This window comes from Pseudoalteromonas sp. SR44-8, from assembly GCF_014163635.1.
GTDB lineage: Bacteria > Pseudomonadota > Gammaproteobacteria > Enterobacterales > Alteromonadaceae > Pseudoalteromonas > Pseudoalteromonas rhizosphaerae.
Genome location: NZ_JACJDS010000003.1, coordinates 51,737 through 67,102 on the forward strand (window position 1 = coordinate 51,737; position 15,366 = coordinate 67,102).

General features: G+C 42.1%; 9 protein-coding genes. 4 read left to right on the plus strand and 5 right to left on the minus strand.

Annotation, left to right across the window (positions count from 1 at the left end; all coding sequences use genetic code 11):
- The first annotated feature begins 69 nt into the window (after positions 1-69).
- Positions 70-657, plus strand: coding sequence for a GNAT family N-acetyltransferase (locus H5183_RS01925; protein WP_182730774.1), 588 nt, complete (start codon positions 70-72; stop codon positions 655-657).
- 92 nt (positions 658-749) lie between these two features.
- Here the strand turns inward: H5183_RS01925 and H5183_RS01930 are convergent, their stop codons facing one another.
- The 5 genes from H5183_RS01930 to H5183_RS01950 all read right to left on the minus strand — a co-directional run bounded on the left by H5183_RS01930 (position 750) and on the right by H5183_RS01950 (position 9,322).
- Positions 750-1,364 carry a TetR/AcrR family transcriptional regulator gene (locus H5183_RS01930; RefSeq protein ID WP_182730775.1) on the minus strand — a complete coding sequence of 205 codons (615 nt, stop codon included), beginning with the start codon at positions 1,362-1,364 and terminating at the stop codon, positions 750-752.
- Positions 1,365-1,501: 137 nt separating this feature from the next.
- Positions 1,502-2,911: an efflux transporter outer membrane subunit gene (locus H5183_RS01935; protein WP_182730776.1), complete on the minus strand. Its 1,410-nt coding sequence runs from the start codon at positions 2,909-2,911 to the stop codon at positions 1,502-1,504.
- Positions 2,911-6,042 carry an efflux RND transporter permease subunit gene (locus H5183_RS01940; protein ID WP_182730777.1) on the minus strand — a complete coding sequence of 1,044 codons (3,132 nt, stop codon included), beginning with the start codon at positions 6,040-6,042 and terminating at the stop codon, positions 2,911-2,913. The genes H5183_RS01935 and H5183_RS01940 overlap by 1 nt, the downstream gene beginning before the upstream one ends.
- 12 nt (positions 6,043-6,054) lie before the next feature.
- A complete protein-coding gene (locus H5183_RS01945; protein WP_182730778.1) occupies positions 6,055-7,212 on the minus strand; it encodes an efflux RND transporter periplasmic adaptor subunit in 1,158 nt (385 codons plus the stop codon).
- 409 nt (positions 7,213-7,621) lie between these two features.
- Entirely contained in the window at positions 7,622-9,322 is a 1,701-nt protein-coding gene (locus H5183_RS01950) for a cyanophycinase (protein WP_182730779.1), read from the minus strand.
- Between the two features lie 339 nt (positions 9,323-9,661).
- Here H5183_RS01950 and H5183_RS01955 point away from each other — a divergent pair, with 339 nt between their 5' ends.
- The 3 genes from H5183_RS01955 to iadA all read left to right on the plus strand — a co-directional run bounded on the left by H5183_RS01955 (position 9,662) and on the right by iadA (position 15,341).
- Positions 9,662-12,592 carry a TonB-dependent receptor domain-containing protein gene (locus H5183_RS01955; protein ID WP_182730780.1) on the plus strand — a complete coding sequence of 977 codons (2,931 nt, stop codon included), beginning with the start codon at positions 9,662-9,664 and terminating at the stop codon, positions 12,590-12,592.
- A 163-nt stretch (positions 12,593-12,755) separates the two neighbouring features.
- Positions 12,756-14,162, plus strand: coding sequence for a putative basic amino acid antiporter YfcC (gene yfcC, locus H5183_RS01960; RefSeq protein ID WP_182730781.1), 1,407 nt, complete (start codon positions 12,756-12,758; stop codon positions 14,160-14,162).
- 12 nt (positions 14,163-14,174) lie between these two features.
- Positions 14,175-15,341 carry a beta-aspartyl-peptidase gene (gene iadA, locus H5183_RS01965; protein WP_182730782.1) on the plus strand — a complete coding sequence of 389 codons (1,167 nt, stop codon included), beginning with the start codon at positions 14,175-14,177 and terminating at the stop codon, positions 15,339-15,341.
- Positions 15,342-15,366: the final 25 nt, after the last annotated feature.

The window sequence follows — 15,366 nt, forward strand, 5'->3', positions numbered from 1 at the left end:
CTTATAGGATCATCTCTATGTACAAAACGTTGAGATATTAAACAATGGTCTCAGGAGTAAGGGAAATATATGCAGTGGTTAAAACCAATGCCATTGGTTGGGCACTTTATAACGCTTGAGGTGTTAAGCTTACATCATATAGATGAATTAAAACATGCGGTGCTTGATGGAGAGTCTTGGAAATTATGGTATGCCAATGTTCCTTCGCCAGAACAAATGCACAGTTATGTTGAGCGGGCAATTATTGAAGCCAAAAACGGCAATAGCGCCTTCGCCGTAAGGTGTAATAGTAGCCATAAAATAGTTGGCACAACTCGATTCTATAACGTAGACGCACAGCATCAGCGCGCATTACTAGGCTACACATGGTATGCCAAGGCTGTACGAAGAAGTCCTGTAAATACTGAATGTAAACTTTTGATGTTGAAGTATTTATTTGATACTCACAATGCCATTGCAGTTGAGTTTAGAACACACTTTTTTAATCAACAGTCGCGAAAGGCAATTGCAAGGCTAGGCGCTAAACAAGATGGTATTTTACGCAGCCATCAAATAACAAGTGATGGATCGATTCGCGATACTGTTGTTTATTCAATTATTGCATCAGAGTGGCCAGCCGTGAAGAATCATTTACTGAACAAACTAAAATATACCTAACTTATAATTTAAGGTATTACGCTTTAAGCCCCAAAATAACGCAGCAAAGAGGATTAAACGACACCTCTTTGCGCTTAAGGCCTCGGCTCTAATTAGAACGGTATGAGCAACACCCGCATTGCCGGGCGAAGCGCTAATAATAGCGTGGCTTTATCAACATGTGGATTCAGGGTTTTACGTATGGTAATCCCATTTATCATTGCAAACATCACTTCGATACGACTTTCAAGTTCAGTTGCACTAAGGTCTTTTATCAAACTGCGTTCACTCAATAAAAGATTTCGCATTTTCTCTCTGGCGTAACAATCAGACTTTCGCAACTGCTCTGCCACTTTATCGTTGCGCGCAGCTTCAGCGAACATCTCTAAATCCAGTGCACCTTGGTTTACATCAGTATGATGATCCACTGCGTGGTCTAAACCATCGAGTAAAATCGTTACTAAGTCACCAGGTTGATCTTCATACTCCTGAAAAATAGAGAACAGTTTTTCCATATCCTGTTCTATAATCGATTCAATGATCGCTTCTTTACTGGCAAAGTAATTGTAAATATGTCCTGCGCTCATCCCTGCGGTCTTTGAGATCTCGGCCATTCCTGCGCCATGATAGCCTTTTCGTCTAAAACAATCGGCCGCAGCACTAAGCACTTGCTCACGGCGTGCTTGCACAAGTGCAGGGTCGGTTTGTCTCTTAGATTTTTCTTTCATAGTAACTCCGAAAAGCACTGCTTTTCTTTAACCTAATAATTATCACTAGCTTATATGCCCTTTGACATCAACTTTGTCGGTTACCACAAAGAACTTAATAAACTAGTGATAAACTATACAATGGCGCAGCCTAATGGCTATTCACTCTGTTGAGCCGATCGTTGCCAACCGCCTCCAACCGCTTTATACAAACTAATTTGGCTCGTAATATAGGCTTTTTTACCGCTAATGAGTTGTTGCCCAGCACTGTACCAATTACGTTGTGCATCCAGCACTTGTAAATAGCTATCGGCGCCTTTTTCGAAGCGAGCTTCAGAGAGTGTAAACGACACTTGATTACTATTATACAGATCTTCAAGCGCACTTAGCTGCTGCATATAGCCTTCCCTATCGGCAAGCGCATCAGAGACTTCTTTAAATGCCTGTTGAATCGTTTGTTCATAGGTTGTTAGCGCAATCTGTTGCTGAGTTTGCGCAACATCTAAGTTTGCTTGATTACGACCCATATTAAATATCGGTATCGTGATCGATGGCATAAAGCTCCAAGTGCCAGTGCCACTTGAAAACAAATTATCTAGATCACTCGACACACTCCCGGCATTAGCCGTTAAGCTAATACTTGGAAAAAATGCCGCCTTTGCAACACCGATATTAGCGTTAGCAGCTAATAACTGAAACTCTGCTGCTTTAATATCAGGACGTTGTTCAAGTAACTCGGATGGTAAGCCTACAGGCACGGTCGGGAAATTTAGTACTTCATCTAAACTCTCAACAGGTAACAACTGCGCTGAAACCGGCTGACCTACTAATAAATCAAGGGCATTTTTATCACGCTTTAACAAGCGCTGATAGTTAGCAATATCAACTTTTGCGGTGGCTACAGTGCTCTCAATTTGTGCCAACGTTAACTTTGATGCCGCGCCAAGTGCATAGCTTTTTTCGGTTAACGCCAGTGATGCCTGCTGACTTTTTAGGGTTTGCGTAGCAAGCGCTAACTGCTCTTTATCAGCAGCGTAATTTAGCCACGCACTAACCAACTCAGAAATTAAGCTAATTTTTACACTCGTTTGAGTTTGCTCTGACGCGTACAAAGTTTGCAGAGCTTGATCAGATTGATTACGAATTTTGCCCCATATATCGAGCTCATACGCGGTCATTCCCACGGTAGCTTTGTAGCTCTCGCTAATTTGTGCATTACCGGTTGACGTTAAGTCTCCCGGTAAGCGCTGACGCGTGCCCGACGCAGCAAAATCGATTGACGGATATAAGGCAGAGTCTTCTATTTGATAAAGCGCACGAACTTGCTGCACATTAAGTGCGGCAAGTTTAAGGTCTTTATTATGAACTAATGTTTGCTCAATCAAGTGTTGCAGTTTTTCATTCGCAAAAAACTGCTGCCATCTTAAATCAGCTGTATTACCTTGCTCACTCTGTATTGCGTAGCTATCAGGCACCGGCAACACGATATCTTCACGCGGAGGTGCCATTTGGCAAGCACTGAGCACAAATACGCTTAGACTCGCTAAGCTTAACGTTTTGAATGTCATTATGATTGCTCCTGTGACGTTGTTTTAGTTTTGCCTGAGAATGCTCTGCGAACTAAAACAAAAAATAAAGGTACAAAAATAACAACCAGTGACGAGGCGGCAAGTGTTCCACCAATAATTGAAATACCTAATGCATTTTGTGCACCTGAGCCTGCACTTGAGGCGATGGCTAACGGAAGCACACCACACACAAATGCCATTGAAGTCATTAAAATAGGACGTAAGCGAAGTCGTACAGCGGCAATGGCCGAGTCAACTAAGCTTAAGCCTTCTTCCATTTTATGAATCGCAAACTCAACGATTAAAATGGCATTTTTAGAGGCTAAACCTATGGTGGTTAATAAACCCACTTGTAAGTAAATATCGTTTGATAAGTTACCCATAAAGGCGGCTACAATCGCACCAAAAATCCCCAGTGGCACAATCATCATTACTGCAAATGGTACTGACCAACTTTCATAAAGCGCTGCTAAACATAAGAATACAAATAACAGTGATAATCCATATAACAACGGCGCTTGACCGCCACTTGATCGCTCTTGATATGAAATACCAGTCCATTCAGAAGCAATACCTTGTGGTAACTGCTTAACTAAACGCTCCATTTCATCCATGGCTTGACCTGTACTGTAGCCTGGCGCTGCACTGCCTTGGATTTCCATTGCTGAAAAGCCGTTATACCTTTCCAAGCGAGGCGAACCATAAGACCAATAAGAACTAGCAAATGCTGAAAATGGCACCATATCGCCGTTTTTATTACGCACATACCATTTGTTTAAGTCCTCAGGCACCATTCTCGCATCGGCTTGACCTTGCAGGTATACTTTTTTCACGCGACCACGGTCGATAAAGTCATTTACATAACTACTACCCCACGCCGTCGAAAGCGTACTATTAATATCACCTTGCGACACACCAAGCGCTTCTGCTTTTGCAAGATCAATATCCAGCTGTAACTCAGGCATATCTTCTTGCCCATTAGGGCGAACACCTGCCAATATTGGACTTTGACTCGCCATACCTAATAACTGATTACGCGCTTTTAATAGCTCATCATGACCTAAACCGACACGGTCTTGTAAAAACATATTAAAGCCATTTGCGGTTCCAAGTTCAACAATCGCCGGAGGTGGAAATGCAAATACAAAAGCCTCTTTAATCGTTGAAAAATACCCCATGCCTTTTCCTGCAACGGCGCCCACTGATAGGTCGTCACGTTGGCGCTCATCCCAGTGCTTTAAGCTAACAAAGCCAATTGCTGAGTTTTGTCCAGAGCCTGCAAAACTAAAACCTGTTACCGTAAAAATTGAACTAACGGCTTCAGATTGATCTTCTAAATAGTGGTTTTCAACTTTTTTAACCACTTCAAGCGTTTGCTCTGTAGTAGAGCCTGCAGGAAGCATTACTTGGTTAAACAAAATACCTTGGTCTTCATCAGGTAAAAATGCCGTTGGTAAGTTTGAAAAAATAGCCACCATGCCGCCTACAATTAATGCATAGCTAAGCAAGTAGCGCTTAGAATGTTTGATCATACGACCAACAAAACCTTGCGCACCTTTATTGGTTTTATCAAAACCACGATTAAAGCCTGAGAAAAAACGACCAATAATGCTACCATCAGTATGTACATGACTAGGCTTTAATAACGTAGCACACAGTGCGGGAGTTAAAATAAGCGCAACCAGTACCGACAGCCCCATCGCCGACACTAAGGTAATAGAGAACTGACGATAAATAACCCCAGTAGAGCCACTAAAGAATGCCATCGGAATAAATACAGCCGACAGCACCATAGCAATACCTACCAGCGCCCCTTTAATTTCATCCATCGATTTTCGCGTTGCTTCAACCGCAGAAAGTTTTTCTTCGGTCATTAAACGTTCAACGTTTTCTACAACAACAATCGCATCATCTACGAGTAAACCAATGGCCAATACCATCGCAAACATCGTGAGGGTATTAATTGAATACCCGAAAGTAAATAGAATACCAAACGTACCTAACAATACGACAGGTACCGCAATGGTTGGGATAATAGTTGCTCTGAAGTTTTGTAAAAATAAGTACATTACAACAAATACCAAAACAACCGCTTCTATTAGGGTGTGCACTACTTTTTCGATTGATAATGCAACAAAAGGAGTGGTGTCATAAGGAACAACCGCCTCTAAGCCCTGTGGAAAAAATGGTTTAAGTTCTTCAAGTGCATCTTTTACACCTTGCGCTGTATCCAAGGCGTTCGCTCCACTGGCTAGCTTCACGCCTAAACCAGATGCTGGTTTGCCGTTGAAGCGCGCAACCACGCCGTAGTTTTCACCACCAAGCTCTACTTTGGCGACATCGACTAAGCGAACTACAGAGCCATCACTGTTAGTTTTAACTAAAATATCTTCAAACTGCTTAGGTGTTTGTAATCGACTTTGCGCGGTAACGGTCGCATTAAGCTGTTGACCTGCTATCGCCGGCATTCCACCAAGTTGACCTGCAGATACCTGTGCATTTTGCGCTTTTATCGCCGCAGATATATCCGCTGGTGTTAGTTTATAGCTTTGTAACTTAGCCGGATCGAGCCAAATACGCATTGCATATTGAGAGCCAAACAATTGTACTTCGCCCACCCCATCAACACGCGCTACAATATCTTGCACGTTTGATGACACATAATCACCGATGTCAATATTGGTCATACTTCCATCTTGCGACACAAAACCCACTACCAGTAAAAAGCTAGATGATGACTTAGCAACAACAACACCTTGGCGTTGTACTTCTTCAGGTAACAACGGCGTAGCTGTTGCTAGCTTATTTTGTACTTGTACTTGTGCAATATCAGGGTCAGTTTCTGCATCAAACGTCAGTGTCAGTGTTGCTGTACCACTGGATTCAGAAGTTGATGACATATACAACAAGCCATCTAAACCTTTCATTTTTTGTTCAATAACTTGGGTTACTGAATCTTCAAGTGTGCGTGCTGACGCACCAGGATAACTTGCGCTAATAGTAATGGCTGGCGGCGCAATTGAAGGATACTGCGCTACAGGCAAGCTCCTTATTGCAAGTATTCCAGCCAACATAACAACAATGGCCAGAACCCATGCAAAAATTGGCCTATCGATAAAAAATCTCGACATTAAAATACTCCGTTATTGAGTTTTAGTAGCTGACTCGGCAGGCACTGCATTAACAGGTGCGCCCGGTGCTATTTTTTGTAAACCTTCAACAATTAGTTGATCGCCGTCGTTCAAGCCACTTGTCACTAACCAGTTAGCACCTACTGTACGGTCAGTTTTTAATACTCGCGCTTCAACAGTATTATCTTTACTCACCACCATCGCTGTAGGCTCACCTTTGCTATTACGACTAACACCGCGTTGCGGCACTAAAATAGCATTAGACTTAACACCTTCAACAACCACAGCTCTGACGTACATACCTGGTAATAGTAGCTTTTCAGGGTTTGGAAATTTGGCGCGTAACGTTACTGAGCCAGTACCTGGATCTACAGTTACTTCAGAAAACTGCAAAGTGCCAGTGTGCGGATACACAGAGCCATCCTCCATAGTGAGTTCAACCTTTGATTGCGCAGTAAGATCTTTATCAAGCTCACCATTAGCAATCGCTTTTTTCAAACGAGTCAACTCACTACTTGATTGGGTAAGGTCAATATAAATTGGGTCAAGCTGAGTGACGGTTGCTAATACGGTTGCTTGATTAGCACTTACCAAAGCACCTACGGTCACGTTCGATTTGCCAATTTGACCACTAATAGGTGATGAAACCTTACTATAGTTAAGATTGATCTGTGCGGTTTTAAGCTGCGCTTGAGCTGTTAATAAATCAGCCTGCGCGCCTTTATAACTTGCGTCTGCTTCATCAAAATCTTGTTGACTGACTGCTTTTATTGCTAGTAACTCAGCATAACGATCTGATTTAGCTTTTGCATTAGCAATGCTTGCTTGTGCCTTACTAATAGCAGCTTTACTACTTGCTACTTGCGCATCGAATGTAGCTGGGTCGATTTGATATAAAGCCTGACCTTTTTTGACTTCAGCACCTTGAGTGAATAAACGTGATTGAATGATACCGCTTACCTGAGGACGAATTTGCGCCACTTGAGACGCAGTTACTCGCCCTGGAAGCTCCTTAGTAAGTGTTAATGGTTGGCTTTTTAATGTAATTACGCCAACAGGAGCTGGCTGCGCAGCAGGCGCATTCGCCTGCTGAGTTTGATCGCAACCGGATAAAGCAACTGCACTTGCCAAAGCGGTGACAGTAAAAAGAACGACGCGAGAACGCTGCATGTTAACTACCCTTAATTTAGAATGAACGATCATTCTAAATTAAATTATTACATTTTCCAATGTTAATTGAGAATTATTTTTAAAAGATCTAAGAGCATGTAAAGTGATGTAAAAAGACTTGACGGTGAGCTAAAAAACAGAACAACTCGATTGCTAATTGCAGGTACAAAAAGAGTTAATTTTATCTTTAATGAGCATAACAATGCAGCTGCAGTAAATATTAAAAATAGTCATTTTGTACGTCTGGAACGAAAAGCGACACAGCAAGCAGATGTTCAATCATCGGTTGTGAGATTTGAGGGGAAATGGGTAGCTAATATATCCAAATTGGTGTTGTTGACAATTTAACACATTACTTTGTCATTTAAAGAAGAGCTACTGTGAGTAACAGTAGCTCTACATCAAAGCATCATTGAATCGTCGTAATATTCACGCTAAGTCGTTCAATTGCACAGCCATAACTGCTTGGACTTATTCTCTGATACTGGGTATTTTTGCTGGCATTTAAAGTCACTATAAACTCATCTTGCTGACCTACCGCTGACTGCTCATTAGTTAAACACATTGCCTGAGTAAGCGAGCGCAATTTAGCATCGGTGAGTATGTTATTGAAACGCTGCATTGGCAAAGGTGGTATTTTGATTGCAGGCAAAGCACTGTCTATAGTACGTTGGCTTAATTGGTACCCTTGGGGTGTTACATCTATAATTGCACCAGCTGGCCAAAATGAATAATCAAAACTGTATTTATCTTTGCCCTTATTTAAATGCACTACCCCATGCTTACCTAACACTGTCACAATCGTACTCAGTTGTGATTTTATGATCACCAAGGCTGTCGTTTCATCAACACCAAAGCCATACTGTTGCCCTGTTTTTGCAAGCAATGTCGCTAAACGCACAGTGCGATTTCGCTCACTAAAATGGGTGTCAACTATACCTGCACTAAAGCTGCCCAGCCCACCATTAGTTTGATAGGTTAATGTATCTGCGCTTAGCCCTTGATTACAATCATCTTCACAACGTTCACTCGGTGCAGAAACTGCGTGCGCACCATCGCGCAATGCAGCTAAACTAGTGCCATTAGTGATCATCGCAACACTACCAAACTGGTTACTGCCACCACTTTGAATGGCTGTGCCTGCACTTGTACCTACCAATAGCGGACGTGAACGTATAGCATTGGTCCATGGATAAGGCTTGCCCGTACCATCAAATAACACTTTTCGAGTTAAACTTTGATCGCCACCGTTGAGCATAATACCTGTTGCAGATTCGATTTTTGCAACTAAATTATCAACACCCGCGTCGCATAGTTGTTGCTCAGCTTGAATACGGTCAGGATAGATTTTGTGGCGATTAAACACCTGCATGTTTTGCTGGCGAAATTGCGCTAGCTTTTCACATTGCCCAGTTGTGATTGCTTGCGCTAATGCCGGAGTTAATGCCAGCCATGAACTTTTAATACGATCAAAATCCAGTAAGCCTTCGTAAAAGTCAGCCGATTCATAAGGGTCGCGACTCGATGCTGTGATAGCTAATAAGCTCGGCTGTTTACTATTTACTTTAGCTGTTGCAGAAATAAAATTAACTATATCATTAGCAGCCGGCTCATTATTTTGTTTACTTTGCACCGTTTCTTTTATGCGCTGGCCTTTAGCATCAACAACCGCCACTTCCAGCATATCAGTGACAAAGTTATATTCTCGATCAGTTAAATTATTGAGCGAGCGGCTATCTAAATCCCGCCAAGCCCATAGCAAAGACCCTTTATCGATAAGATTAGGCTGTTGCTTGGCAATTTTTGATAAAACCCGCAAGGTTTCATTGCGGTTATTAGTACTATCATCAGGCCATTGGCTTTTTATTTCTTTTAGTGCTTTGCCCGTCAATTGAAATTGATTCGCTTTTTTTCCTATTAATGATGTTTTTTCAATGCAATTTTTAGGACTTAAACTTGAACAAGTCGTTAATGCGCCACCAATTAACAGCAAGGTTTGCTCAGTTTGATTTGCAGATATATTCGCCGAAAAAGCGGTCATTACCAGTGTAAAAGCAGCAAAAAAACCACATTTAGGGCTCTTTGCAAGATGTTCCCGAAAGTTTTCCATAATGTTATACTCATGTAAAAAATGATAAAAAATAGCTTGCAGTAAAACTTTATGCTTGCTATAAAAATAAGGAACTTTTAAATCGCGAGTAAGCTAGCACCCAAATACTAGCTTTGTCAAAAACCTTTTGGATTGGAATTATGTTTAAAAACGCAACATCGCTGTGTACATATTTCTACTCTCCTCACTACCTTTCGGAGTGGTTTGACGAGTAGCCACTTCCTCACATTCTCTGTGAGGGGCTAACTGTGTCTATCGATCACGGCCCTGTCTAAATAATCAAAAAATAAGCACTGTACAGTACACCTGTGCTTAAAATAAAGACAAAGGTAAACCAATATGTTTCGTCAATTAACAATTGCAACGGCAATAAGCGCAGTGCTTTGCCCAACTTTTTTGTATGCGCAAGAAAACACTAAAGCTGAAAACATTGAACGAGTAGAAGTCACCGGATCACGTTTAAAAGGCGTCGATCTTGAAGGAACGATTCCACTAACGGTATTAGACCAAGATGCCATCAAACGCTCTGGCGCCAACACGATTCACGAATTACTAAAGGATTTATCCGTGTTCAAAGGTGGTAGCGGCACTTTTTCCACTTCAGAAAGCGGTGGCACATCCACCTCAACACCTGCGGGACAATCTGCAGCAAGCCTACGTGGCATGGGCCCATCAGCCACATTAACACTGATTAATGGTCGTCGTGTTGCGCCCAGTTCATTTGCCGCTGGCACGGAAAACTTTGTCGATGTGAACTCAATTCCACTTGCAGCTATCGAGCGCATTGATATTCTTGCAACCGGTGCATCAGCGGTTTACGGTGCAGATGCCGTAGCAGGTGTAATTAACTATATTTTAAAAGATGACTTTGAAGGCGCTGAAGTAAACGCATCCTACGCAAACAGCTTTAACAGTCATGATGAAGGTAAAAAACAACTTAACCTAGTATACGGTACAAAAATTGGTGAGAGTAACTTAACGGTTTTTGCCGATATTTTTGACCGTAACGCATTTAAAGCAACCGATCGAGATTTCACTGCATCATCACCACTGGTGAATAGTTATTCGTACTTACCAAAACTTGAAAACGCGCCAAATATTTATTATTACAGCTCGCGTGATGGGAATGAATTGCCAGCGCCAAATTGCCAGACTGAATTAGTTACAACTGAATTTGGTGAAGACATTTGTGCCTATTACCCAAATCAAGACGATTATCTGGATACGCCATTTGAGAGTCTATCGACTGGCTTTATGTTCAATAGCAGCTTAGGCGGTGTTGATTGGCATACTGACTTTTTCTATAGCCAAACAAAGGCAAAAGCGTACTCGTCACCCTCACCGATTAATCAAATAAATGATGAAGATGGTCCTTTCATTTTAGAAGATGCGCTGTTCATTTATGATAATGCAGATGGCAGTAATGATTTGATGGATCAAGTGTTTATTGACCCATTTGAATTTGATACGCAAGCTGGCCGCGAAGTTTACGGCTTTGGCTTTGATGCGCGTTTTAATGCCCCACGTACTGTCGAAGTAGAAACTAAAAACTTCCGCTTAGTGAGTAGCCTTGCAGGTGATGTTGGTGACTGGAGCTGGGAGTCAGGCGTAACCTTTTCTCGCTCAAGCTCTGAGCAAGAAGCCATTGATGGTATTTACAATCGCTATCAATTTCATGCCGCCATTACTGGTGAACTATGCTCAGACGGTACATTAGCAAACTACGACGGCGCGAACCTTAACTGTGTATCAGGCGATTTACTGCCATTTTATAATCCATTTGTGCAAGGCGATGCCGCCAACGATGCGGTTTTAGCAACGGCACAGGCACGTCCAACACGCAGTGGCGAAAGCACCGTATACGGCTGGGATGCAAACTTTAACGGTGAGCTATTCACCTTTAATGATTTACCCGCTTATGCATCATTTGGAGTTGAAGCTCGCCGTGAAGAATTAACTGACATTCCATCACTTGACTCGCAAGCACGCCCTGAAAACCGCTACTTAGTGGATGTATTTGGTTTTGGCTCGAGCTTATCAGAGGCTGATCGCACTCAATACGCGGCGTTCGCAGAAATAAGTGTATCATTGACCGATCAAGTTGAGCTACAGGCGGCAGGACGTTACGATCATTATGACGATTTTGGCGGCACCTTTAATCCAAAAATAGGCTTAAGCTATCGTCCTAACGACTCGTTAGTGTTACGTGGCTCATGGTCTACGTCATTCCGTGCCCCTTCTCTTACGCAAGCTGGTGTTAAATTAAGAACCACTCAATCAACCTTCGATTGCGGTGCTAACCAAGCAGTATCTGATCTTTATTGTATGGGCCAAGGAACAGAGGTAAGTGTTAACTCACTCGAGCTTGGAAATAAAAATCTTAAAGCAGAAGAATCAGAAGCTATTAGTGTTGGTTTTGCTTGGAGCCCAAGCGCTGATACTAACCTAACCGTTGATTACTGGCAGTTTGATCACGAAGAAGTGATTGATACTAATATGACTGCGGTGCTAGATCGTGCCATTACTGATGCATCACTACGCCATTGCGGTATTGTCCCAGAAGGTCAACAAGGTATTTCTTACGATAATAGGTTATGTGGTGTCTATGACAATAGTGGTTTAAGTATCGAGCAAGATGGTGCCAATCTAAATGAAATTTTAGATAACTATATTACCGAGTTTAACCCACGTGATGATGAGCTATTTTTACCATTATTTCGTGACCATGTTATCCCACTTGAAAATACCGGCACACAAACATTAGCAGGGATTGATATTAAGTTTGATCACCGTTTTAGGCTTTCAGGTGGCGATTTAACTTTTGCATTTGATGGCACGCACTATCTTGAATTTGAGCGCAGTAAACCAGGGTCTGATGCAATTGAAAAGTTAGTTGGCACGTATCGCTACCCTGAAAACATCGGTCGCATGTCAATCGATTGGGAAGCTCAAAGCTACTACCTGAACCTTGGCGCAAATTACACCAGCAGCTATGATGATGACATTGAAGGACTTCGAGGCCGTGAAATTGATGAACTGGAAAGTTTAGGTAAACTTGACTCACAAGGTAATCATCAAGTTGACGATTGGCTCGTATGGGATTTATCTGCAGGTTACTACGTAAATAAAGCCCTTACCTTAAGAGCGCGCATTGATAATATTTTTGACAAAGAGCCGCCACAGCTATACGGCTCAAGTCGTGGTTTTGATTCTATAAACCATAATGCTTATGGCGCGCGTTATACATTTAGTGTCAGCTATCGTTTCTAAAAATTATACGCGCAGCACTAGTCGCTGTGCGTAACACCATCCAAATTGTACTAAGTGGCTTTGCTTTGTAGAGTAAGGTCACTTATTCAAATAAACTTCGTGTTAAAATAAGCAGGTGTGCGGCTTAGTCTAAGCAACCTATTTCTTTGCGAAAAGTGAAATTATGAAAAACAAACAATTTACTATGCCTGATGCAAGTATCATCTTGTTATCAGTTGCATTAATTGCCTACTTGGCAACCTTGTTTATTACTCCTGGGATGTTTAACGCCCAAAAAGATAGCCACAGTGTTGAACTTTCTCAATACCAAACAGTGGCTGTAAGCGAGCAAACGCCGCTGTTTGCTGAAGGCGGTGAAATTGGCCTGGCAAATGTGTTGTTTGAAGGTTTAGTATCGGGTGACAAGTACGGCGCAACCATCGGTGTCATGGCATTTATATTAATTACCGGCGGCGCGTTCGGTATCATTATGAAAACAGGCGCAATTAATAACGGTATTATGGCGCTTATCAATAAAACTCAGCGAGTTGAATGGCTGTTTCTACCATTATTATTTGTGTTATTTTCGTTAGGTGGCGCAGTATTTGGTATGGGCGAAGAAGCCATTGCCTTTTGTATTGTCTTACTACCGATCATGAAACAGCTCGGCTATGATGCCAAAGTAACGGTTTTAACTACGTATGTTGCCACACAAATTGGCTTTGCAACGTCTTGGATGAATCCTTTTAGTATTGCAATTGCACAATCTATTGCTGAAATACCAGTTTTTTCTGGTGCTGGCTTTAGAATGATCGCATGGGTTGTGTTTACACTATTTGGTTTATTTTTTACTATACGTTATGCCAACTCGATCAGAACCATTAACACCGCGCAAAGCGACTCCCATACTGATATAAAATTAGATATCGCCGATAAACTTATCTTGATTACTTTTATAACGGGTATTACTTGGGTTGTGTGGGGTGTGATGGCGCGCCAATACTATATTCCAGAGCTCGCAGCACAGTTTTTTTGTATTGGTGTGATCAGTGCTTTTATAGCCAGTATTTTTAATAAACAAACAGCCAACCAAAGTGCAGATGCATTTAAACATGGTGCACAAGAATTGTTGCCCGCAGCTATGTTAGTCGCTCTTGCCAAAGGGGTGGTATTATTACTTGGCGGCAGTGATTTAAATGCACCGTCAACCTTAAATACATTACTTTATCATAGTGCTAGTAGTATCGCTGCGGTACCAGACTTTGTTGCGGCATGGGGAATGTTATTATTTCAAAGTGTGTTTAACTTTTTTGTTTCTTCAGGGTCCGGCCAAGCCGCTATCACTATGCCACTGATGTCTCCATTAGGCGATTTACTCAATGTCTCACGACAAATTGTGGTATTAGCTTTTCAGTTTGGCGATGGCTTAACGAATATATTCATTCCAACCTCAGCCAGCTTGATCGGTTGCTTAGGTATTGTAAAGCTTGATTGGAGCGAATGGGCAGCCTTTATTTGGCGTTTCACTTTAGCATTATTTACTTTAGCAAGCGGCTTCATATTTCTTGCTTATTTTATCAATTATCAATAAAAAGACTTCACTATGTTGACATTAATTCGAGGTGCAAACCTTTATACTCCAAGCCCTCAAGGGCAGATGGATGTACTCATCGCTGGTTCTAAAGTGATTGATTTTCGAACCGAGATCAAACTAGAAAGTAATACCGAAGTAAAGATTATCGATGGCCGAGGAAACATTCTAGTACCAGGCTTTGTTGACTCTCTGGTCCATATTACAGGCGGTGGCGGCGAAGCAGGTTTTACTAGTCGAACGCCAGAAATGAACTTAACTGATGCCACCTTAGCAGGTATTACAACCGTTATTGCAGCGCTGGGCACTGACTCAAGCAGTCGCACACTAACCAACTTAGTTGCTAAAGCGAAAGGCTTAAAAGAGCTTGGTCTTAATGTATTTTGCCATACTGGCTCTTATCACTTACCCGCTAAAACACTGACGGGTAGTATTACAAATGACCTAATGTATATTGACGAGTTTATTGGCGTAGGCGAAGTGGCGATTTCAGATCACCGTAGCAGCCAACCCACCGTTCAACAACTCGCAGAGCTGGCAGCAGAAGCAAAAGTCGCCGGCATGCTAAGCGCAAAAAAAGGCACCGTGAGCATTCATGTCGGCCCCGTTAATAGTCACTTAGCGATTCTGCATGAGGTTGATAAAAATACTGATATTTCATTGAGTCAGTTTTATCCAACACACATGAATAGAAATAAAGCGCTGCTTGACGCTGGGATTTTATTTTGTGAAGCCGGCGGTACAATTGATTTTACCACCAGCACAACTGAGTATGATCTTGCCCATGGCGAATATGCTGCCGCGCAAGCGTTAGCTTACTGTTTAACACACAATGTTAAGCCAACACAATTGACTATGAGTTCAGATGGCCATGCCAGCCTGCCAATATTTGACGAGCAATTTAATTTGCTCGGGCTTGAAATTGGTAAAGAAGCATCTCTGTTAGGTGCTTTCCAACAAGCTATACGTCAATATGAGGTGAGTATAGAGCACGCATTAATGGCCATAACCACTAATCCCGCTAATGTACTGGGGATTAAAAAAGGCACTATTAGCAAAGGCTCAGACGCCGACTTAGTTTTACTTGATAGCAACACTTTAGCGCCACAACATGTATGGAGTAATGGCATTCATATGGTTGAGCACGGCTTTGCAATAATAAAAGGCGCTTTTGAATAAATAATGAGGCGCATAGCGCCTCACG

Bases quoted from the DNA above. Each gene is read 5' to 3' on its own strand.
- H5183_RS01955 (WP_182730780.1), top strand. From the start codon at position 9,662: ATGTTTCGTCAATTAACAATTGCAACGGCAATAAGCGCAGTGCTTTGC.
- H5183_RS01945 (WP_182730778.1), bottom strand. From the start codon at position 7,212: ATGCAGCGTTCTCGCGTCGTTCTTTTTACTGTCACCGCTTTGGCAAGT.
- H5183_RS01925 (WP_182730774.1), top strand. From the start codon at position 70: ATGCAGTGGTTAAAACCAATGCCATTGGTTGGGCACTTTATAACGCTT.
- H5183_RS01935 (WP_182730776.1), bottom strand. From the start codon at position 2,911: ATGACATTCAAAACGTTAAGCTTAGCGAGTCTAAGCGTATTTGTGCTC.
- H5183_RS01940 (WP_182730777.1), bottom strand. From the start codon at position 6,042: ATGTCGAGATTTTTTATCGATAGGCCAATTTTTGCATGGGTTCTGGCC.
- yfcC (WP_182730781.1), top strand. From the start codon at position 12,756: ATGAAAAACAAACAATTTACTATGCCTGATGCAAGTATCATCTTGTTA.
- H5183_RS01930 (WP_182730775.1), bottom strand. From the start codon at position 1,364: ATGAAAGAAAAATCTAAGAGACAAACCGACCCTGCACTTGTGCAAGCA.
- H5183_RS01950 (WP_182730779.1), bottom strand. From the start codon at position 9,322: ATGGAAAACTTTCGGGAACATCTTGCAAAGAGCCCTAAATGTGGTTTT.
- iadA (WP_182730782.1), top strand. From the start codon at position 14,175: ATGTTGACATTAATTCGAGGTGCAAACCTTTATACTCCAAGCCCTCAA.